Annotated in this window: 16 protein-coding genes; 11 read left to right on the forward strand and 5 right to left on the reverse strand. The window is 40.1% G+C overall.

The features are described 5' to 3' along the window. Window positions 1–2: 2 nt before the first annotated feature. The 3 genes from MOMA_RS07970 (at window position 3) to sixA (ending at window position 2,422) form a co-directional block, all read left to right on the forward strand. The gene (locus MOMA_RS07970; RefSeq protein ID WP_009502018.1) at window positions 3–563 is read left to right on the forward strand and encodes a nitroreductase family protein; all 561 of its coding nucleotides are present in this window, start codon (window positions 3–5) and stop codon (window positions 561–563) included. A gap of 75 nt (window positions 564–638) precedes the next feature. Beyond that, complete coding sequence (locus MOMA_RS07975) at window positions 639–1,856, forward strand: NAD(P)H-dependent glycerol-3-phosphate dehydrogenase (RefSeq protein WP_009502019.1); 1,218 nt, start codon at window positions 639–641, stop codon at window positions 1,854–1,856. A 74-nt stretch (window positions 1,857–1,930) separates the two neighbouring features. Then, window positions 1,931–2,422: a phosphohistidine phosphatase SixA gene (gene sixA / locus MOMA_RS07980; protein ID WP_009502020.1), complete on the forward strand. Its 492-nt coding sequence runs from the start codon at window positions 1,931–1,933 to the stop codon at window positions 2,420–2,422. A 122-nt stretch (window positions 2,423–2,544) separates the two neighbouring features. Here sixA and aceF read toward each other — a convergent pair whose 3' ends face one another. Beyond that, window positions 2,545–4,230, reverse strand: a complete 1,686-nt coding sequence (gene aceF / locus MOMA_RS07985) for a dihydrolipoyllysine-residue acetyltransferase (protein ID WP_009502021.1) — start codon at window positions 4,228–4,230, stop codon at window positions 2,545–2,547. Window positions 4,231–4,356: 126 nt separating this feature from the next. After that, the gene (gene aceE, locus MOMA_RS07990) at window positions 4,357–7,170 is read right to left on the reverse strand and encodes a pyruvate dehydrogenase (acetyl-transferring), homodimeric type (RefSeq protein WP_009502022.1); all 2,814 of its coding nucleotides are present in this window, start codon (window positions 7,168–7,170) and stop codon (window positions 4,357–4,359) included. 255 nt (window positions 7,171–7,425) lie between these two features. Here aceE and MOMA_RS07995 point away from each other — a divergent pair, with 255 nt between their 5' ends. Together MOMA_RS07995 and MOMA_RS08000 are read left to right on the forward strand one after the other, a co-directional pair. Next, on the forward strand, window positions 7,426–7,977 hold the full coding sequence (locus MOMA_RS07995; RefSeq protein ID WP_009502023.1) for a hypothetical protein: 552 nt from the start codon (window positions 7,426–7,428) through the stop codon (window positions 7,975–7,977). Beyond that, on the forward strand, window positions 7,970–9,283 hold the full coding sequence (locus MOMA_RS08000; RefSeq protein WP_009502024.1) for a membrane protein: 1,314 nt from the start codon (window positions 7,970–7,972) through the stop codon (window positions 9,281–9,283). Before MOMA_RS07995 ends, MOMA_RS08000 begins: the two co-directional genes overlap by 8 nt. 24 nt (window positions 9,284–9,307) lie before the next feature. Here MOMA_RS08000 and MOMA_RS08005 read toward each other — a convergent pair whose 3' ends face one another. Further along, the gene (locus tag MOMA_RS08005) at window positions 9,308–10,015 is read right to left on the reverse strand and encodes a glutathione S-transferase family protein (protein ID WP_009502025.1); all 708 of its coding nucleotides are present in this window, start codon (window positions 10,013–10,015) and stop codon (window positions 9,308–9,310) included. Between the two features lie 189 nt (window positions 10,016–10,204). Here MOMA_RS08005 and MOMA_RS08010 point away from each other — a divergent pair, with 189 nt between their 5' ends. The 4 genes from MOMA_RS08010 to aroQ all read left to right on the forward strand — a co-directional run bounded on the left by MOMA_RS08010 (window position 10,205) and on the right by aroQ (window position 15,784). Then, window positions 10,205–12,505, forward strand: a complete 2,301-nt coding sequence (locus MOMA_RS08010) for an NADP-dependent malic enzyme (protein ID WP_009502026.1) — start codon at window positions 10,205–10,207, stop codon at window positions 12,503–12,505. 136 nt (window positions 12,506–12,641) lie between these two features. Beyond that, complete coding sequence (gene nhaC, locus MOMA_RS08015) at window positions 12,642–14,021, forward strand: Na+/H+ antiporter NhaC (RefSeq protein ID WP_009502027.1); 1,380 nt, start codon at window positions 12,642–12,644, stop codon at window positions 14,019–14,021. A 66-nt stretch (window positions 14,022–14,087) separates the two neighbouring features. After that, on the forward strand, window positions 14,088–15,290 hold the full coding sequence (locus MOMA_RS10070) for a polynucleotide adenylyltransferase (RefSeq protein ID WP_009502028.1): 1,203 nt from the start codon (window positions 14,088–14,090) through the stop codon (window positions 15,288–15,290). Window positions 15,291–15,307: 17 nt separating this feature from the next. Further along, entirely contained in the window at window positions 15,308–15,784 is a 477-nt protein-coding gene (gene aroQ / locus MOMA_RS08025) for a type II 3-dehydroquinate dehydratase (protein WP_009502029.1), read from the forward strand. A gap of 3 nt (window positions 15,785–15,787) precedes the next feature. On the opposite strand, the gene trmB is transcribed toward aroQ, so the two are convergent. Next, a complete protein-coding gene (trmB, locus tag MOMA_RS08030; RefSeq protein WP_009502030.1) occupies window positions 15,788–16,666 on the reverse strand; it encodes a tRNA (guanosine(46)-N7)-methyltransferase TrmB in 879 nt (292 codons plus the stop codon). Between the two features lie 37 nt (window positions 16,667–16,703). Here trmB and MOMA_RS08035 point away from each other — a divergent pair, with 37 nt between their 5' ends. Both MOMA_RS08035 and nrdA read left to right on the forward strand, forming a co-directional pair. Beyond that, complete coding sequence (locus MOMA_RS08035; protein ID WP_009502031.1) at window positions 16,704–17,693, forward strand: DUF2628 domain-containing protein; 990 nt, start codon at window positions 16,704–16,706, stop codon at window positions 17,691–17,693. A gap of 424 nt (window positions 17,694–18,117) precedes the next feature. Next, window positions 18,118–20,403, forward strand: coding sequence for a class 1a ribonucleoside-diphosphate reductase subunit alpha (nrdA, locus tag MOMA_RS08040; protein WP_009502032.1), 2,286 nt, complete (start codon window positions 18,118–18,120; stop codon window positions 20,401–20,403). Between the two features lie 142 nt (window positions 20,404–20,545). Here nrdA and dusB read toward each other — a convergent pair whose 3' ends face one another. Then, complete coding sequence (gene dusB / locus MOMA_RS08045; protein WP_009502033.1) at window positions 20,546–21,541, reverse strand: tRNA dihydrouridine synthase DusB; 996 nt, start codon at window positions 21,539–21,541, stop codon at window positions 20,546–20,548. Window positions 21,542–21,552 lie beyond the last annotated feature (11 nt).

Raw genomic sequence — 21,552 nt, forward strand, 5'->3', positions numbered from 1 at the left:
CAATGAATAGCCAACAAATTTTAACTTTTATCCAATCTCGCCGCTCTGTCGGAAGATTGCTTGCACCCACCCCTACACCTGAACAAATCAAGCAAGCCGTCGCAACCGCCCTTACCGCCCCCGATCACAAACAACTTAAGCCCTTTCGTTTTGTTGTACTGGAAAAGCAAAGTTTGGATAATCTAGGCATGGCATTACAAAACGCAAGCATCGAAAACGGTGAAACCAACGAAATTGCATTAGAAAAAGCCAAACTTTTGCCAAAACGAGCCCCTATGATTATTGCCTGTTTGACCGATTATAAAGAACACCCAAAAGTGCCAAAATTTGAGCAACTGTTGTCCGCGGGTGCAGGCGTACAAAATCTGTTGCTGGCATTACAAGCCCAAGGTTTTGCCAGTGTGTGGCGCAGTGGAGATTTGATGAACAGTCAAGCCGTTAAAAATTTTTTTGGCATTTCAAGCGAAAATGATGTCGTTGCTTTTGTGTATGTTGGCACAGCAGACGTACAATTACCGCCACGTAAAACGATTAATCTTGATGAATTTGTTCAGTTTAAGTAAAGATACTTTTTAATAAAATCATTTTTAATAAAATCATTTTTAATAAAAACAGGAAACCACAAGAACAGGAAAACAATGAAAAACCCATTAGACAATCTCAATTTAGAAAATTTAAAATTAGAAAATCTTAAAAATGAAGCCTTAAATTTTGGTGAACATTTTGGTGAGAATTTTGCCGATATGAACAAGGCTAAACATTTGCTTAGTGAAATGCTCCAAAATTTTAAAAATCGCAAAACCAAATCGCAAAACGATGACAACAATAAAGGTTTGACCGCTCCGTTAAGTTTGGTATTTTTGGGCGGTGGTAGTTTTGGCACGGCTATGGCAAATCTTGCCAGTCGCAATGGTTGCGATTCTACGCTGTGGGTACGTGATAAAAACACGGTAAAAACCATGCAAAAAACGCACGTTAACAAAAAATATTTGCCTGATTTTAAACTGGATAAACGCTTAAAATTTGAACATGATTTAGAAAAAGCCGTCAAAGGCAAAGACCTTGTTTTTGTGGCAATTCCAAGTCTGGCGTTTCGCGAAACTTTACAAAAAATTGCGCCGTTTATCACATCGCAAGTTATCATCTCACTCACCAAAGGCATGGAAAAGGATACTTTTGCCTTGATGAGTGAGATTATCCAACAAGAATTGCCTCAAGTGGCGTTTGGTGTTATGAGTGGCCCAAACCTTGCCAAAGAAATTATGAACAATATGCCCTCAGCAACTGTCATTGCCAGTGATAACGAAGCGGTACGTCATGCGGTACAAGTGGCATTGCATGGGGCTTTTTTTCGGGTTTTTGGCAGTGATGATGTGGTTGGCGTAGAGCTTGGCGGTGCGTTAAAAAATATTTACGCCATTGCAATGGGCATGGCACAAGCGTATGACGTGGGCGAAAATACCAAAGCCATGCTGCTAACCCGTGCCTTGGCCGAGATGAGTCGCTTTGGCGTGCAAGCAGGGGCAAATCCACTCACTTTTTTGGGCTTGTCAGGCGTGGGTGATTTGTATGCCACTTGTGCATCACCGCTAAGTCGCAATTACCAAGTTGGCAATATGCTTGGCAAAGGTTTAAGTTTAGAACAAGCGGTTAAAAAACTCGGACAAACGGCAGAGGGTATCAATACCATTCAGCAAGTACATGAAAAATCAATAAAAAATGGCATTTATATGCCAATTACTCATGCATTGTACGATGTGATTTTTAATCAACAAGCACCGTTTGGTGTTGCTCTTGAATTGATGGAAAAAGGCTTTCGCAGTGATGTGGAATTTGTCATGCCACACGATAATTGACATACAAACTGACATACAAAACATACCCAAACCCCAACATAAAAAACCCCAATAAAACACCAAAAGGACAAAACATGAAAATCATCTTAATCCGCCACGGCGATGCAGGGGCTTATACCCACCCTGATAACGAACGCAACTTATCCGAACTTGGCAAAACCCAAGCCTGTCAAAGTGCCACATGGCTTGAAAATTGGACAACAAACCACACCAGACCTACCCTATTTATTTCAAGCCCTTACAACCGAGCGGTACAAACTTGTGCAATTATCAAACAAAATTTTGCCAACATTCCATATCAAGTTTTTGACAACATTACACCCAACGACGATGCCAACATAGCGATTAACAAGTTATCGGATTTATTATCAAAAGATCTAACTGATAAAACAAACAAACATGCGTGCGTAGTCATTGTAAGCCACATGAATATCATTGCTGAAATGGCTGGTATTTTAACAGGGCAAGCACCACAAAGTTTTTCACTTGCCGAGGTTCGTGTGTTAAAAACCGATGTTTTTGCCCCAGATTTAGCAACCGAAATTGAACGATTTATCCCAAATTAATCGCCTAAATCACCCAAGCAGATAAAAAGGCAAGCCTTAAGTTTGCCTTTTTACCGTTTCATGTTTTGGTTTTTCATGTTTTGGTTTTTGTTACAATGAATTTATTCATGACAACAAAACAATTACAACAAAATTTTACGCGGATCTTGCAATAATTTTGCAATTTGACGAGTAAACACAGCAGCATCAGCACCATTAATCACACGGTGATCATACGAAAGCGACAAAGGCAACATTAAACGCGGTTCAAATTCTTTGCCATTCCAACGCGGCTGAAAGGTAGTTTCTGACACGCCCAAAATTGCCACTTGTGGCCAATTAACCAGTGGCGTAAAATACGTTCCGCCCAAATTGCCTTGACTGGAAATGGTAAACGACGCCCCTTGCAATTCTTTGGCAGTTAGCTTGTTATCACGGGCCTTTTTGGCAAGTTCACCAATTTCTTTTGCAAGTTGTACAATGCCTTTATCTTGCACATTTTGGATAACAGGCACGGTTAAGCCGTTATCAGTTGCTACAGCAAAACCCATGTTCACCGATTTACGCACGATGATTTGAGTGTTGTCATCGGATAAATGACTGTTGAATTTTGGATTTTTTTGTAGAGCATAGGCGGCCGCTTTCATAATAAAAGCCAAAATGGTCAACGATACACCTTGTTTTTTAAGATCGTCTTTTAACTCACCGCGCAAGTTTTCAGTATCGGTAATGTCCGCCAAATCAAACTGCGTTACCTGTGGCAATAAGGTGTTGTAGTTTAGCTGTGGAATGGACACTTTTTGTAGGCGTGATAAATCCTCGGTGTAAGTTTCGCCCCAAATTTCCACTTTACTCATATCAGGCAAAGGCGGTAAACTTGTACCAGATGTGTTTGATTTTGCCACTGCTGTTGCTTTTGGATTTTGCAGTTGTTGCTTGACATAAGCAAACAGATCTTCTTTAATCACACGCCCATTAATGCCTGTGCCTTTTACTTGCGTGATATCCACACCCAACTGGCGCGTAAGTTTACGTACAGCAGGCCCTGCATAGGCATCGCTTAATTTGGCATTTACTTGTTGCTCGGTTAACGGTTGCTCGGTTAACGGTTGTGGTTGCGTTTCGGCTGTTTTGGTAGGCTCAACAGGTTTTGGAGTTGATTTTGACTCTGATGTGGCTTCGGTTTTGGCGGTTTCGGTTTTTGGTGTTGGTGTCGTGGTTGGTGCTAAACTTGTTGTTTCAATCACAATGAAATTTTGTCCGTTTTTGGCAATATCACCTGCATTTAGCAAAATTTTTACCACTTTACCGCTTGTGGGAGCAGGCACCTCTACCGATGCTTTGTCAGATTCCATCAAAATCACAGGCTGATCGGCTGTTACTGTATCACCCACATTTACCATAATTTCAGCAACTTCGGCTTCTTCTACACCCAAATCAGGCAGAGCAAATGTTTGTTCCCCTGCTTGTACGGTTTGTGATTGTGCTGACTGTTCTACTTTTGGATCTGGCTTATCTTGAGTTGGTTGATCGGATTCAACCTTAGTTTTAGCCACTGTATCGGTTGGCTGTGTGGCTTTGGCATCAATCTCTGATTCATTAACCTTTGATTCTAAGGTTAAAATCACATCGCCTTCTTTAAGTTTATCGCCAACATTGATTAAAATTTCGGTGATTTTACCTTGTGCGGTACTTGGCACTTCTACCGAAGCTTTGTCTGATTCTAGCAGTACGATGTTGTCATTAACCTCAATCATATCGCCAACTTTTACCATAATTTCACTGACTTCGGCATTCTCTACACCCAAGTCTGGGACTGTAATTTGCATGATTTATCCTTTTATTTTTTAAAATACATATTAAAAAAACTATGAAATAAAAATGAACTAATTTTTTTAAAATCAGTGGGTTAGCCAAATTTTACCCACTGATTAACACAACCAAACATTTTACGGTTATTGATTATCCAACATAGAGGCATCGGCTTTATCTTCTGCTTTGCTTTCGCTGATGCTTTCATCGTCTTCTTCAACCAACTGTGGTACAGGTTTGGCATTTACGCCTGTGCCTTGTGTAACAGGAGCATCAGGTGATTGATCGATTTGGTGTTGTGGATACCAAGCTGGGCTTGCATCTGCATCAATACCAAGGCTTACAATTGCATCTTTGACAAGACGCAACTCAACCTCGCCAACATCTGCCAGTTGTTTTAAAGTGGCAACCACGATATGAGCTGCATCTACTTTAAAGAAACTACGCAAATTAGCACGTGAATCCGAACGCCCATAACCATCAGTACCTAGCGTGGTATAAGGCTTGCCCTCTGGTAGCCACGCACGGATTTGCTCTGAAAATTGACGCATGTAGTCAGTTGATGCAACCACAATACCATCGTGCTGTGCCAATTGTTCGGTTACCCATGCTACTTTTTGTTCTTCTGTTGGGTGAAGACGGTTGTATTCATCACAAGCCATAGCTTCGCGGGTTAATTCATTAAAACTTGTTACGCTCCAAACATTGGCTGAAATGTTAAATTCATCAGCTAAAATTTTTGCCGCTTTTTCCACTTCACGCAAAATCACACCAGAACCGAGCAATTGTACTTGTTTTGAACCGTTGTCATGTAACAAATACATGCCTTTTTTGATGCCTTCTTCTACATAATCGCGGTTGGTAGGCAAGGCGGGTTGTACATAGTTTTCGTTCATTAACGTAACATAATAGTACACGCGTTCACCCTCGCCATACATACGACGTAAACCATCTTGAATAATCACTGCAAGTTCATAGCCGTAACATGGATCGTAAGTAACACAGTTTGGAATTGTGTTAAATAAAATCAACTGATGACCATCTTGGTGCTGTAAACCCTCACCATTTAACGTAGTGCGCCCTGCCGTACCCCCAAGCAAAAATCCTTGTGCTTGACTATCACCTGCCGCCCACGCCAAATCACCAATGCGTTGAAAACCAAACATTGAATAATAAATATAAAACGGAATCATTGGCAGTGCATTGGTTGAGTAACTTGTCGCCAACGCAATCCACGCACTCATTGCCCCTGCTTCATTAATTCCTTCTTCTAACATATGTCCATCAATCGCTTCACGATAACCCATCAAGGCATCGGCATCTTCGGCAATGTATTTTTGCCCATTGGCAGAATAAATACCAAGTTGGCGGAACATACCCTCTAAACCAAATGTACGTGCTTCATCAGGCACAATTGGCACAACCCGATCTTGAATGGCTTTATTTTTTAACAAGGCTGACAATAAACGCACAAATACCATGGTGGTGGATTGTTCTTTATCACCACTGCCTTGTAGCACTTTGTCAAACACATCAAGGCTTGGAATTTCAAGCGGAATGTGTCCACTGCGACGGCTTGGCAAATGTCCGCCCAATGCTTGACGACGCCCCATTAGGTATTTGTATTCGGCTGAATTTTCATTTGGGCGATAAAAAGGCAACTCTTCTAGCTGATCATCGGTAAAGGGCAAATCAAAACGATCTCTAAAATATTTTAAATTTTCAATTTCTAATTTTTTGATTTGGTGGGTTTTGTTTACAGATTGTGATTGAGCGGATAAGCCATAACCTTTGACGGTTTTTACCAACACAACCGTTGGTTGCCCTTTGGTTTTCATTGCTTCGCTAAAGGCTGTGTAAACCTTGATTGGATCATGTCCTCCACGATCAAGGTGCTGAATTTCGTCATCGCTCCAATCTTTTACCATTTCGGCAAGTTCTGGGTATTTGCCAAAAAAATGTTCACGCACAAATTTGCCATCACGTGCTTTATACAGCTGATATTCACCATCAACCGCTTCCTCCATACGCTGTTTTAATGCACCTGTGTGATCTTTGTCTAATAGTGTATCCCATTTGCCACCCCAAATGACTTTAATCACGCGCCAACCTGCACCGCGGAATACCGACTCAAGTTCCTGAATGATTTTACCATTACCACGCACAGGCCCATCAAGGCGTTGTAGGTTACAGTTAATTACCCAAATTAAATTTTCTAATTTTTCACGTCCTGCAAGGCTAATTGCACCTAAACTTTCTGGCTCATCGGTTTCACCATCGCCTAAGAAAGCCCAAATTTTGCGTTCTTGTTTTGGCAATAAACCGCGATTCTCCAGATAATTTTGGATATGGGCTTGATAGATTGACATCAGTGGCCCTAAGCCCATTGACACGGTTGGAAATTGCCAATAATCAGGCATCAGATATGGGTGTGGATAACTTGACAGGCCTTTACCGCCCACTTCACGGCGAAAATTAATCAGTTGTTCTTCACTCAAACGCCCCTCTAAAAACGAACGCGCGTACATTCCTGGTGAACCATGACCTTGATAATAAATCATATCACCGCCAAAATGTTCATCTGCTGCTCGCCAAAAATGGTTAAATCCTGTTTCGTACAAAGTTGCACTGGATGCAAAAGTTGCCAAATGTCCGCCCAAATCATCGTTGTTTTTATTGGCACGCATAACCATGGCCAATGCATTGTAACGAATTAATGCACGAATTTTACGCTCCAAAGTCAAATCACCCGGATAAGATGGCTGATCTTCTACTGGAATGGTATTGATATAAGCCGTGTCAAGGCGGTTAAACAACACGCCCTCTTGCACCGCTTTGTTATATAAGGCTTTTAACAAAAACGTCGCACGCTCTTTATCGGTGTGTTTGATCACCGATTCAAACGCATCGAGCCACTCTTGGGTTTCTTGGTTATCAGTATCATTGTAATATTTCATGATAAGTTCCTTAAGGTGAAAAATAAAAGTTATGTGAAAAGTAAAATTCTTACAAAAAAAGGGGAATTTTTCTAATTTTACTGTAAAATGTAAGATTTTTCCATTTTTCTATTTTCTATTGTTTCGTTTTGTATTTATTAAATAAATAGTCATTTTTCTAAATTGCATAGACAAAGCTAAAATAGTATGTTACGCTTAATTCATCATTTCGTTTATCTTAACATCTGATACAGGGATATCTATACAGGAGTTTTTATGAAACATCTTATGATGGTTTTATTTGGCATAAGTTTACTCACAGCATGCACGCAAGGCAATGTCAATCAGCCCAACCCACCACAAAACAAACCCTCTTCTTCTGTAGCAGAATTGCCTGACAAGCCACAAGCAGACACGCAAGACAACCTTGATAGAAGCAATGCCCTGTTAGGCACAGACAGTGATGACAATGGCATTCGTGATGACATTGATACTTACATTGCAAAAAAATTCACCGATCCTGTACAAAAAAAGGTTGTAGAAAAAATTGCAAAATCCATGCAAAAATCCTTGACCGTTGGTAAGATAGCTGATGAAGAAACAAGACGGCTTGAGGCAAAAAAACTTTCATTGGAAATGGATAAAAACAGTGGTTGTATTTTTTACCTTGCAGACCAAAACCCTAATTTTGATGATAATATTATTTTAGAATTAGAATCTTTAACCACCAATACAAAACCTCGGTTATTAGCCTATTTGGCATACGATAAAGCACTAGATGGTACAGTAAGCACCTTAATGGACGAAAAGGAGTCTTGTGATGAATAAGCATATTATTGCAGTGGTTTTATTGACCTTGGTTACAAACAGCTCATTGATATCTACAGCTCAAGCAGAAATCATAGCACCAGCAAATAATGCTTGCCAATCCCAAGGGATAGTATTTGGATTTTTAAATGGCGTTCGAACCACATCAGCACAAGCAAATAAAAATTTATACTATTTAGAAAAGCTATACGGCAACACAACACCAAAAGGCGAAGCCATTAAATACGAACTGCTTTACAACCAAACCAACGGTTTTTCTGATTTTGTAGAGGTTTTTGAACAAAGGTTGCTTGAACAAAGCCCTGTATTAAAAGGTAGATTTGAACTGTTTTTTGAGGCTATTCGTGGCGAGGGTGGTTTTTTGGATAAAATTAAAAAAATTGCACCAAGATTAGCCAAAACCCTTGACTCTTTTATGGAGATACAAAAAAAATGGATCATTGAAAAACTCACCAAACCATCTAAAAATCCACTCACGTTGGCAGACTATAAAGAACACCAAACCAGAATTGACACTTGGGCATTGGAGGGTTATAAAGTGCTATTATTTGCCCATTCTCAAGGAAATTTGTTTGCCAACCCTGCTTATCAATATGCACGAACAAAAATGGACGCTTCTTCGGTGCAACTGATACACATTGCCCCTGCATCGTTAATCACCAATGGCAAACATGTGTTGGCTGATAAAGATCTTGTCATTAATGGTTTAAGACTGGTAGGTCAAGTTCCACCAATCACCGATGTCATTCCCGGATACTTGCGTAGGCCTGCAGGACTAAATGGTAAAAAAGATTTTTTAGGGCATGGATTGTTAGAAATTTATTTAAACAAAAATTTAACCATTTCTGCCAAAATTGCCGATTACGTGCATACCTCTTTTAACACTTTAGAAAAACCCAAAGCCGTAGCCTCGCAAGGTTTTTTTACCACAACATTGACATGGGACGGTGCAGGTGATGTGGATTTACACGCCTTTGAACCCAGTATGCAAGTTTTTTATAAAAACCCACAAGGGCGTGCAGGTTATCTTGATGTGGATAACACACACGGTTTTGGCCCTGAACATTATTTTGCAAGTTGCGATAAAAATAAACTCCAAGAGGGCATTTACACCATTAAACTTGCCAATTATAATCAAGCAGATGGACGCACAGCCACGGTACAAATTGCCACCAATAAACAAGGCGTGGTTTTAACCAAAAGCGTGGTTATGGGAAAATCCACACAAGACACACCAACGCACTTGATTGCCAATATCCATGTAACCAAAGACAATACGGGCAATTATCATGCAAAAATTCAATAATTTTTGCATAACTTAACACAAAAATTAAAACTGATTTTCACCGCCTTTTGCTACCGCCTGTTGATACGCAGGTCGAGCATGACAGCGTTTTAACCAGTTGTGAATATTGGCAAAACACGGTTCAAGTTGCCAAGTTTTTTGCATGGCATCAATGGCAAATTCCAACTGAATATCCGCCCCTGTAAACTGCTCGCCTGCCAACCAGTCATGTTGCCCCAAATGTTTGTCAAGCATTAACAATTCAGCGTTTAAAGTTTTATGCAAATAAGACTGCTCCACACTTTTGCTTAGTAATTTTGCCACTTGTTTGATACCAATGGGGGATTGTTTCATCATTTTGCCAAACAACAGACGAATCATCAACAAAGGCATTAACGAACTTTCGGTAAAATGCAACCAATAGCGATAATTTTCGTATGCCACTGTCCCATAATCTGGGCGAAATTGTTTGTTAATCACCAAATTTGCCAACAATTCAGGGTTGTTGCCAATGGCTAAATCATAATTGTCAATCAAATACTCAATGATATGTGCCGACTCAATGAGTGTCTTATCACCATCGGTTAAAATCGGTGATTTGCCCATTGGGTGAATGGATTTTAACGATTTTGGTGCAAGCGTATTTTCACGATCATAACTGGTTAATTGATAAGGAATACTTAACTCTTCTAGTAGCCAAATAATACGAAAAGAGCGAGAATTTTTTAGATGATGCAAATGCAAATTTGACATAAAATGTTCCTTTATAGTATTGTTTGTTCTAATGGTGGTTATCATGGCATACATGGATTGTCATGACATACATGATAGTAGCCTACTATTTTTTATGCTGAATGAAAAGCAAAAAGGTGTTGTTATTTTGTTGAGATGTGTTATTATTCTAGTATTTTTAACCATCACCCAACACAAAAAAGGTATTCTATGGAAGAAGCAAAATTTTCAGAAAAAACCGATAAAGAACAGTTTGAGCAAGCAGCCTTACACTATCATGCCAATCCTGTTGCCGGTAAAATTGCAGTAACCCCAACCAAACAACTGGCAAACCAACGTGATTTGGCATTGGCATATTCACCGGGCGTTGCTGTGCCTTGCTTGGCAATTGAAAAAGATCCAAAACTGGCTGCCAAATATACCGCTCGCAATAACCTTGTTGGCGTCGTAACCAATGGTACAGCGGTGCTTGGACTGGGAAATATCGGCCCACTTGCATCAAAACCTGTGATGGAGGGCAAAGGCGTCTTATTCAAAAAATTTGCAGGCATTGATGTGTTTGACATTGAAGTTGCCCAAAATGATCCTGACAAATTTATCGAGGCTATTGCCTCACTTGAACCAACATTTGGCGGAATTAACCTTGAGGATATTAAAGCCCCTGAATGTTTTTATATTGAGCGTGAACTACGCAAACGCATGAACATTCCTGTATTTCATGATGATCAACACGGTACGGCCATTATTACCGCGGCCGCTTTGTTAAATGCACTACAAATTACAGGTAAAAAAATACAAGACATCAAAATTGTTTGTTCGGGTGCAGGAGCAGCTGCAATTTCATGTTTGGATTTAATCGTAGCGTTGGGTGCAAACAAACAAAACATTACCGTTGCTGACTCTAAAGGCATTATTAGCACTCAACGTAACCATTTAGATGAAAGCAAACAACGTTATGCAATTGACACCACAGCAACGAAACTTAGCGAAGTGATGAACAATGTTGACATGTTTTTAGGCTTATCAGCAGCAGGCATGCTTACCCAGGACATGGTCAAACAAATGGCCAAAGATCCGATTATTTTTGCCCTTGCCAATCCAAATCCTGAAATTTTGCCTGAAGATGCCAAAGCGGTGCGCTCAGATGTGATTATTGCCACGGGTCGTTCAGATTACCCAAACCAAGTAAACAACGCCTTATGCTTTCCGTATATTTTTCGTGGAGCGTTAGATGTTGGTGCAACCACTGTTAATGAAGAAATGAAAATCGCTTGCGTTAAAGCAATTGCAGCTATGGCCCATGTGGAGGCCACGCCCATTGCAGGGCAAAAAGACAGCGATGAAAGCCTACGTTTTGGACGTGAATACCTTATTCCTGGGCCTCTTGAACCAAATTTGATTTTAGAAATTGCCCCTGCGGTTGCCAAAGCCGCTATGGATTCTGGCGTGGCAACTTTACCCATTGATGACATGCAAGCGTATCGCCAAAAACTGTCAGAGTTTGTATACAACTCGGCATTTGTCATGAAACCAATTTTTGCCAAAGCCAAAGAAAGTCCAAAACGCATTGTATTTTGCGAAGGTGAAGACGAAAATGTATTGCGCGCAATACAAGTTGTCATTGATGAGGGTTTGGCGTATCCGATTGTGATTGGTCGCCCTGAGGTTGTAACGCGTCAAATTGAACGCTTAGGTTTGCGCATTCACGCAGGCAAAGATTTTGAACTGATCTACCCTGAAACCGATCCGCGCTATGACAGCTATGTGGAGTTTTATTACCAAAAAACCAAACGTCAAGGCATTACCCTAGAATTGGCACGCCGTGATGTACGCCGTAAAACCTCGCTGATTGGCTCATTGATGGTCGAGCGTGGTGATGCCGATGGTATGATTTGCGGTACATTTAGTCATTATCATCACCATTTGCGTTATGTTACCAAAGTGATTGACAAACAAGCCAAAGTTAGTCAATATTACGCCATGAACGCAGTGCTTATGCAATCGCGCAACGTATTTATCGCCGATACTTACATTCACGAAGATCCAAGTGCAGAACAATTGGCTGAATTAACCGTGTTGGCCGCCAATGAGATGAAACGCCTTGGCATTACGCCGCGCGTGGCTTTGTTATCACATTCTAATTTTGGCACATCAAATTTTGACAGTGCAAAAAAAATGCGAAAAGTGCATCATTTGTTAACCCAAATGAACGTAGATTTTGAATTTGATGGTGAAATGCATGGCGACTCAGCATTAGATGAAAACTTGCGCAATCGTAACTTTGATTTTTCAACACTAAAGGGCTCGGCAAATTTATTGATCATGCCAGATTTAGACTCGGCAAATATTTCGTACAATTTACTAAAAACCGCCACAAACAGTGCAGCTTTAGGGCCGTTTTTGCTTGGAGCAAACAAACCTGTGCATATTTTAACCCCTTCAGCAACCGCGCGCCGTATCGTGAATATGACCGCAATTGCAGTTACTCAAGCCCAGGATTTGGCAAAATAATTTTACCTATTTCAACTAAAGGCAATTTCTTAGGATTTTGCCTTTTGCATTGGCTGATGGCTTAAACTGGTTGATAGCTTAAAATGCCAAAAACTCCATAAAGTTTTTTTAAAAAATTTATTAAAGAAGACTTATCATGAATCAGGTATTGTTAAATCTTTCTACTCAAGAAGCCGTTGTCATTGCTGTTGTCATTGTTGCACTGATGGGTATAATGATGATAGGTTTTGGTTTTACGCCACATTTGGCATTGATTGTTGTGTTGTGCGTGTTGTTTGCATTTGGCAAATTTAAAGGGCTTGATTTTAATTTGCTACAAAAACATATGGCAAACGGTGTGATGGGCGGTATTGGGGCAGTTTATTTGTTCTTTTTTATTGGACTGCTTGTGGTAGCTTTGATGAGTGCAGGGACGATTCCAACATTAATGTACTATGGTTTTGAAATTATCTCGCCCAATTTATTTTATTTATCAGCATTTGTCTTAACCTCGATTATTGGCATTGCATTAGGTAGCAGCCTGACAACCTGTGCAACCATTGGTGTTGCGTTTATTGGCATGACATCAGCATTTGGAGCAGATCCTGCAATTGTGGCAGGCGCTGTGGTATCTGGTGCATTTTTTGGTGATAAAATGTCGCCACTGTCCGATACAGGGACGATCGCTTCATCGGTCGTTGGCATTGATTTGTTTACCCATATCAAAAACATGATGTACACCACCATTCCTGCGTGGTTGCTGTCGGCATTGATTTTTTATGTTTTGTCAAGCTCACTGCATCAGGCAAATTTGGCAAATATTAGCCAAATGCAAAAATTATTGCTAAGCAGTCATTTGGTGCATCTAAGTGCTTTTTTGCCAATCGTGGTGTTAATTGGTTTAATCGTGTTACGCGTCAATGCAATTTACACCATCATTTTAAGCATTTTGGTGGCAATTGGCATTACTTATAGTCATTCCAGTCCAAGCATTCAGGATATGGGCAACTATTTTTTTGCTGGGTTTAAAGCCCCACAAGAGTTAGGCGTGGTCGCTGATTTGCTGTCTCGTGGCGGTCTTGAAAGTATGTTTTTTAGCTTAGCAATCGTCATGCTTGCGTTGTCATTGGGCGGTTTATTGCAAGCCTTAGGCGTGTTGCCTGCCTTACTAAATGCAATGAAACATTTGTTAACCAAACCCAGCCGCGCTATTGCCGCCACAGCTTTTACAGGGCTTGGCATTAATATTTTAATTGGTGAACAATATTTAAGTTTGTTGTTAAGCGGACATACCTTTCGTGATTTGTTTGCCAAATTTGGCTTGCACCCAAAAAATCTCTCGCGCACCCTTGAAGATGCTGGCACTGTCATCAACCCTCTCGTACCGTGGAGCGTGTGTGGCGTGTTTATCAGTCAAGTGTTAAACGTTAGTGTGTTAAGTTATTTGCCTTATGCGTTTTTTTGTTATTTGTGTTTTATCTTGACTTTGGTTTTTGGTATGACTGGTTTTACCATTAGTAAAATTGATAACAAATAAGCATGATTTTAATCAACCATATTTTTCAATCAACCATATTTTTCAATCAACCAATAAAAAAACAACATGACCAAACCAATCAGTGTTTATTTAGTCGGCGGTGCAGTGCGTGATAGCCTGCTTAACCGCCCTGTCAGCGAACATGATTACGTCGTTGTCGGTGCAACACCAGCATACATGCTCAATCAGGGATTTTCCCAAGTTGGAGCGGATTTTCCTGTGTTTTTGCACCCAATCACGCACGATGAATATGCTTTGGCTCGCACCGAACGCAAAACCGGTAACGGCTATCACGGTTTTTGTGTCCATGCAGATCCTAAGGTAACCTTAGAAGATGATCTAATCCGTCGTGATTTGACCATTAACGCTATGGCAATTGAGGTAAACGGCTTGTTTGACAATCAACCAAAACACGGTTTTGCCAAAAGCCACATTATCGACCCTTACGGCGGATTAACCGACTTACAAAACAAACAATTACGTCATGTATCTTATGCTTTTGTCGAAGATCCTGTGCGCGTGTTACGCCTTGCACGCTTTAAAACTCGTTACGCACCCTTAGGTTTTGTTATTGCCGATACAACACAAGCCTTGGTAAAAAAAATAAAACAGCGCGGTGAATTAAATCATCTGGTTGCCGAACGCGTCTGGACAGAAACGCTAAAAGCCCTATCAGAACCGTGGGCAGATGTGTATTTTGACACACTAAACAACATGGGTGTGTTAAATGTCATCATGCCAAATATCGCCTTGGCAATGAATACAAAACCTGCACAATATTGGCAAATGATTGGCAAAAGTTTGCAACTGGCTCATATGTTTGACAATCTGCACATTAAATTTGGTTTGTTGGCTCTTATGTTTGTAGAATATGATAGCAAACATAGCAATATTGACAGCTTTAATCAATTTTGCCAGTGCTTAAAAACGCCAAAAACATACCAACAATTTGGGCAGTTTTTATTACAAAATTTTGCCACTTTGATGGATTTTAACCAATTAAATGCCAAAAAACTGTTGGCTTTGATCAAACAAAACCATGGGTTAAAAAATCCAACAACCTTAAAACTTGCCTTAATCACCATGCAATGCTTTAATTTAGCCAAACAACAAGTTTTACTGGATAAATCATTACAGTTATTAAACAGCATTGGTATTCACGACATCGATCCGGCATTACAAGGCAAAGCGGTAGGTTTGGCAATTGACAATCTACGCTTAACAAAATTAGACGAATTTTTAGATAAATTTATTACAAGCCAAAGATAAAATCCAAGGATACAACCATGAACCAACACATTTTGGTGCTAAACGGTGCCAATTTAAACCTACTAGGCAAACGCGAACCTGAAATTTACGGTTACAAAACCCTAGCCGATATCGAAGCGGATTTAAGCAAACGAGCGTTGGCATACGATTTAAAACTCACTTTTTTTCAATCTAACGCCGAAAGCCAACTGATTGACAAAATTCATCATCATGGTTTATTAACCCAAAACGCAAGCGAAAAAATTGACGGCGTGATCATCAATCCTGCAGGTTTTACCCACACATCAGTGGTGCTTCGCGATGCGTTATTGGCAATTAACAAGCCCTTTGTGGAGGTACATTTGTCTAACATTCATAGCCGCGAAGCATTTCGTCATCACTCATTTTTTAGTGATAAAGCCGATGCACTGATTTGTGGTTTAGGGGCTTTGGGCTATGTATCAGCGTTGGATTATTTTATTGCAAAATTTGGCAAACAACCAACCCTCGGTTAATTTTTAGCCAGTTTTTTTAGCCAATTTTTTATACATAAGATCATAAATCACCCGCCCTTCATTGATGCCACGTTGTTCAAATTTGGTCAGTGGACGAAAATTAGGGCGTGGTAAAAACGCTCCTTTGCCAGCAACATTGTTAAATTCTGCTAAACCATCTAAAACTTCCAGCATCCAAAACGCATAATGCTCCCAATCCGTCGCTGCGTGAAAAATACCACCATCTGTTAACACTTGCGCAACCACAGCCATACGCCCAGTATTCACAAAACGGCGTTTATAGTGGCGCTTTTTTTGCCAAGGATCGGGAAAATACAGTTGCACTGTATCTATATGATTTTTAGGCAATTGTTTCATTAATGCCAATGCATCACCGCTGATTAATTGTAGATTGGTAAGGCCTTGTTCACCTGCCAAAAACGCACAATTGCCAAGTCCTGCTTCATGCACTTCAATGCCAACAAAATTACGCTTTGGATCGGCTTTTGCCATTTCTACCAAACTTGTTCCCATACCAAAACCAATTTCAAGCGTCAGGGGTTGTTTAGGATTATTAAACAATGCACGCAAATTATCAATACCCTCAATATCCATCGCCAATATGGCATCTAAATTTTTTTGGGCAAAATAGCTTTGATACGCATCACTCAAACCGATTTGTGCCTTTTTGCCCATATGGGTTTTGCGTTTCATAAAAGTATTAATCGTGCGTAAATTTGTGGGCGTATGACTGGCAACGTTATCAATCTCGTTTTTTACCGTATTTTTATCGATATTTTTTAAGCTGCTTGCCGGGCTGTTTGTTGGACTGTTGGTTGAGACGCTTGTTGGCAAATTGCCAGTGCTTTGAGTTGCATTTAAAAATAAAGTTTCGCGGTTCATAAAAAAATCTGATATTGGTTAAAAATTACGCTATTATATGTTATTCTTTTGCCAATTTAAATCCAAAAATTCACAAGTCATGTTATTTATCGAAGAAACCACACCGCCGCCCTTTTGGCAAAACAACCTTAGCGACGCCCAACGCCTTATGTACGATAAAGCCTTTATTGGCAAGCGTTCACAAGCCTATTATCTTAAGCGATTCGCCGAATTTGATCGCGCAGGCAAACTTTCAGCCAAATGGCATTGGGCGGGGTTTTTTATGACTTTTTCGTGGCTTTTGTATCGCAAACGCTACCTTGACAGTGTGGTGTATTCGGTGGCAGGTTGGTCTTTTATTCATTTAAATATGACAATTTTTTTGGTGATTGGTGAATATTTAATCATCGGTTCATTGCCAAATGACTGGCAAATGTTGACACGGATTGGCATTGGCATGAGTGTGTGGCTATTTTGGGCCAGCATGGTGGCACGTTGGTGCGATGCGTTTTATTACCGTACCGCACGGCGTGAAATTGCCGATGCACTTGAACTTTACCCACAAGATACCGAACAACAGTTGGCACATTTAAAACAGCATGGCGGTGTCAGCCCTGTTGGTATGGGACTTGCGTTTGGATTTTTTGCTTTTGCCCTGCTTGTCATTCAAGTACAATTTTTGCCAATTTATGCCAAACAAAAATCCAGTGAGGTATTGTTTGAAACTTTTGACACGGTACAAAATATCCAAAATCGCGTCGAGAGCATTTACCAAACCACGCACCAATGTCCGATCAACACGCCATTTAACAGCCAAAATCCCAACATTCGTTTACAAATTTTAACAAAATCCGATAAAATCTTAACCCAAAGTCCCTGCATTATCCAAGCCACTGTGGAAAACATCGGCTTTCCCAATCGTTGGCTAAACAATCAAACCTTAATCATGTACCGCGTAAGCGATGACAAAAACAACCCAAAATGGGCGTGCGTTACATCACTTAACAAAAAACAAACACCAAAACAATGTATGCTCGCTGAACGCTAATTTGTATCAATTTAAACAAAACTTAGCAATCACCAGCTATTTTTTTAACATTTTTTTAACATTTTTTGTAATATGTGCTTGACTTTTATAACTGTTAAAAAAATCAATTAATTAGACCATATTGGCAAAAACCACAAAAATAAAACCACAAAAAAAAATAAAATACAAGCTAGTTTTTTAAAAATTTTTCGGCTATATTGTGCATAGCAAAACAACTTTACCTCTAAATCTAGTATTTCAATTCTTAAAAACCTACTACTTCTTGAATGATATACCAAACAGAAAAATTTTTGTCAAGTTTTTCTGATGGGATTTTTTGTCTATGAATTATGAGAAAAATGGTATGGTTTGTTTAGCTTTTTTATATAATTGACTTGCGCAACCAACTTGTTTTTATCTGTTTATCTGATTAAAGGATACCGTTATGACTCGCTTTGAAGAAATTTTTGTCAAAAAACGCAATGGGCGTTTGGAAAAAATTGACCTTGAAAAAATCCACCGTGTGATTGAATGGGCGGCCAAAGGACTTGAAAATGTGTCGGTATCACAAGTTGAGATCAATTCTCACATTCAGTTTTATAATGAAATTACCACCAAAAGCATTCACGAAACCATCATCAAATCAGCAGCAGATCTCATCTCGGTAACCACGCCTGATTATCAATATTTGGCTGCAAGATTGGCAATTTTTCATTTGCGCAAAATCGCTTACGGAGAATTTGAGCCACCACATCTATACACTCATGTGAAGCGTTTGACCGAACTTGGCAAATATGACAAACATTTGCTAGAAGATTATAGCGAAGATGAGTTTAATGTTTTAAATGATTACATTGATCATAATCGTGATTTGAATTTTGCCTATGCTGCGGTAAAACAGATGGAGGGCAAATATTTGGTACAAGATCGCGTTAGCAAACAAGTGTTCGAAAGCCCTCAATTTTTGTACTTGCTCGTTGGCATGTGTTTGTTTGCAGGCTATGATAAATTATACGATAAAGCTGTACGCTTAGATTATATCAAACGTTTTTACGATGCCGTCTCAAGTTTTAAAATTTCATTGCCAACCCCAATTATGTCTGGCGTACGCACTCCAAGCCGTCAGTTTAGCTCGTGCGTGCTAATTGAATGCGACGACAGTTTAGACAGTATCAATGCCACAAGCAGTGCCATTGTGCGTTATGTATCACAACGTGCAGGCATTGGAGTAAATGCAGGGCGTATCCGTGCCATTGGCAGCAGCATTCGTGATGGTGAAGCCCAGCACACAGGCTGTATTCCGTTTTACAAACATTTTCAAACCGCGGTCAAATGCTGTTCGCAAGGTGGCGTTCGTGGCGGAGCGGCCACGCTGTTTTATCCAATTTGGCATTTAGAAGTAGAAAATCTATTGGTGTTAAAAAACAACCGTGGTGTAGAAGATAACCGAGTGCGTCATATGGATTACGGCGTTCAAATTAACAAAACCATGTACCAACGCTTAATTAAAGGCGAAAATATCACCTTGTTTTCACCGTCCGATGTAGCAGGTTTATACGATGCGTTTTTTGCCGATCAAGCTGAATTTGAACGTTTATACACGCTTTATGAAAACGACGAAACGATTCGCAAAAAACAAATCTGTGCTCAAGAATTGTTTGGCTTAATGATGCAAGAACGTGCCAGTACAGGACGCATTTACATACAAAATGTTGATCATTGCAACACGCACAGTCCATTTAATCCTGCACTTGCCCCCATTCGTCAATCAAATTTGTGCATGGAAATTGCGTTACCGACCAAACCGCTTGACAATATTAACGATGAACGCGGTGAAATTGCCCTTTGTACACTATCAGGAATTAATTTGGGTGAGATTAATCACTTATCGGAGATCGAAGAACCTGCTGAATTGATTGTGCGTGCACTAGATGCTTTGCTTGATTACCAAGATTATCCTGTTATTGCCGCCAAAAATGGTTCTATGAATAGACGTACCTTGGGTGTGGGCGTGATTAATTTTGCCTATTATTTGGCAAAAAATCACACAAGCTACTCTGATGAACAGGCCTTAGGTTTAACCCATCGCACCTTTGAAGCACTGCAATATTATTTGCTACAAGCGTCTAATAAATTGGCAAAAGAACAAGGGGCTTGCCCTGCATTTGCTGATACCACTTACTCTCAAGGCATTTTACCAATTGATACTTATAAAAAAGATATTGATAGTGTGTGTAGTGAACCTTTACAGTTAGATTGGGAACAATTGCGTCAAGCCATCAAAACCTACGGCCTGCGCAATTCTACGTTATCGGCATTAATGCCCTCAGAAACTTCAAGCCAAATTGCCAATGCAACCAATGGTATTGAACCACCGCGTGGTTTGGTATCGGTAAAAGCCTCAAAAGATGGTATTTTAAAACAAGTTGTCCCAGAAATTAACCGCCTAAAAGATCAATACGAACTGCTTTGGCAAATGCCAAATAATACCGGTTATTTGCGCTTGGTGGCAATTATGCAAAAATTCATTGATCAAAGCATTTCAGCAAACACCAACTACGATCCTATGCGTTTTGAAGATAGACGCGTGCCAATGAAAGCTATGATACAAGACTTACTCACCGCTTACAAACTTGGAATAAAAACCTTGTATTACCATAACACACGCGACGGTGCAAATGACACTCAAGACGATCTTGATGCCTGTGCAGGCGGTGCGTGTGCTTTGTAATTAACTTTTAGTTCATGCTTTTGCAAATAACCAACAAATACCGATTGTTTAAATACCGATGTTTAAATACCGATGTTGATTGACATTGGTATTTGTTTTTTTGACATTGATGACATTGATAACATTGGTATCGTTAAACAAGCTAATCATAACTGGCCTGACTTAAAAACCGCTCTACCACAGCAAATTGTCCAGATGTGCTATCTTCTTGGTACATCGCCTGACGAAATTCATTGGCGTATTGAATGCCCGATGTATACCAAGCAATGTGTTTGCGTGCAATTCGACAGCCTGAATATTCGCCGTAAAACGCGTACAATTCTTGTAGATGCGTAAGTACAATTTCTTTTAAATCGGTTATTGATGGAGGTGGCAACAGTTCACCTGTTTGTAAAAAATGAGCAATTTCCTTAAAAATCCACGGCCTGCCTTGAGCCTGTCGTCCTATCATAATTGCATCCGCCCCTGTCATCTCAAACACCGCTTTGGCTTTTTGTGGGCTATCAATATCACCATTGGCAATCACATGCATGGCTACATTTTGTTTCACTTGTGCAATCAGTTCATAGCGCGCCTTACCCAAATATTTATCTTCACGCGTGCGCCCATGAATGGTCAAAGCCTTAATCCCTGCATCTTCGGCAATTTTTGCAAGTGTCAAAATATTTTCATTTCCATTTGCAAAACCCAAGCGAGTTTTTAAGGTAACAGGCACATCTACCGCGTCAACCGTCGCTTCCAACAATTTTTTAACCAAATCCAAATTTTGTAACAACGCCGAGCCTGCCAATTTATTGCACACTTTTTTGGCAGGGCAACCCATATTAATGTCAATGATTTTTGCCCCATTTGCCACTTGAAAACGAGCGGACTCGGCTAATTTTTTTGGTTCTGAACCAACAATTTGAGCACAAATTGGCGCAATTTCACCGTCAAAATTGGCACGATACAAGGTTTTGTGCTTGGCAAATAACGTTGCATCGGAAGTCATCATTTCTGAAATGGCATAACCTGCTCCAAAGGATTTTGCCAAGCGACGAAAAGGATTGTCAGTTACGCCCGCCATAGGTGCAAGCCAAATGCGATTGGTTACAGTTTCATTGCCAATTTTTAGCGGTTGTAATAAAGGGTGAGTCATAATTTTGGCTT

The organism is Moraxella macacae 0408225 (genome assembly GCF_000320365.1).
GTDB lineage: Bacteria > Pseudomonadota > Gammaproteobacteria > Pseudomonadales > Moraxellaceae > Faucicola > Faucicola macacae.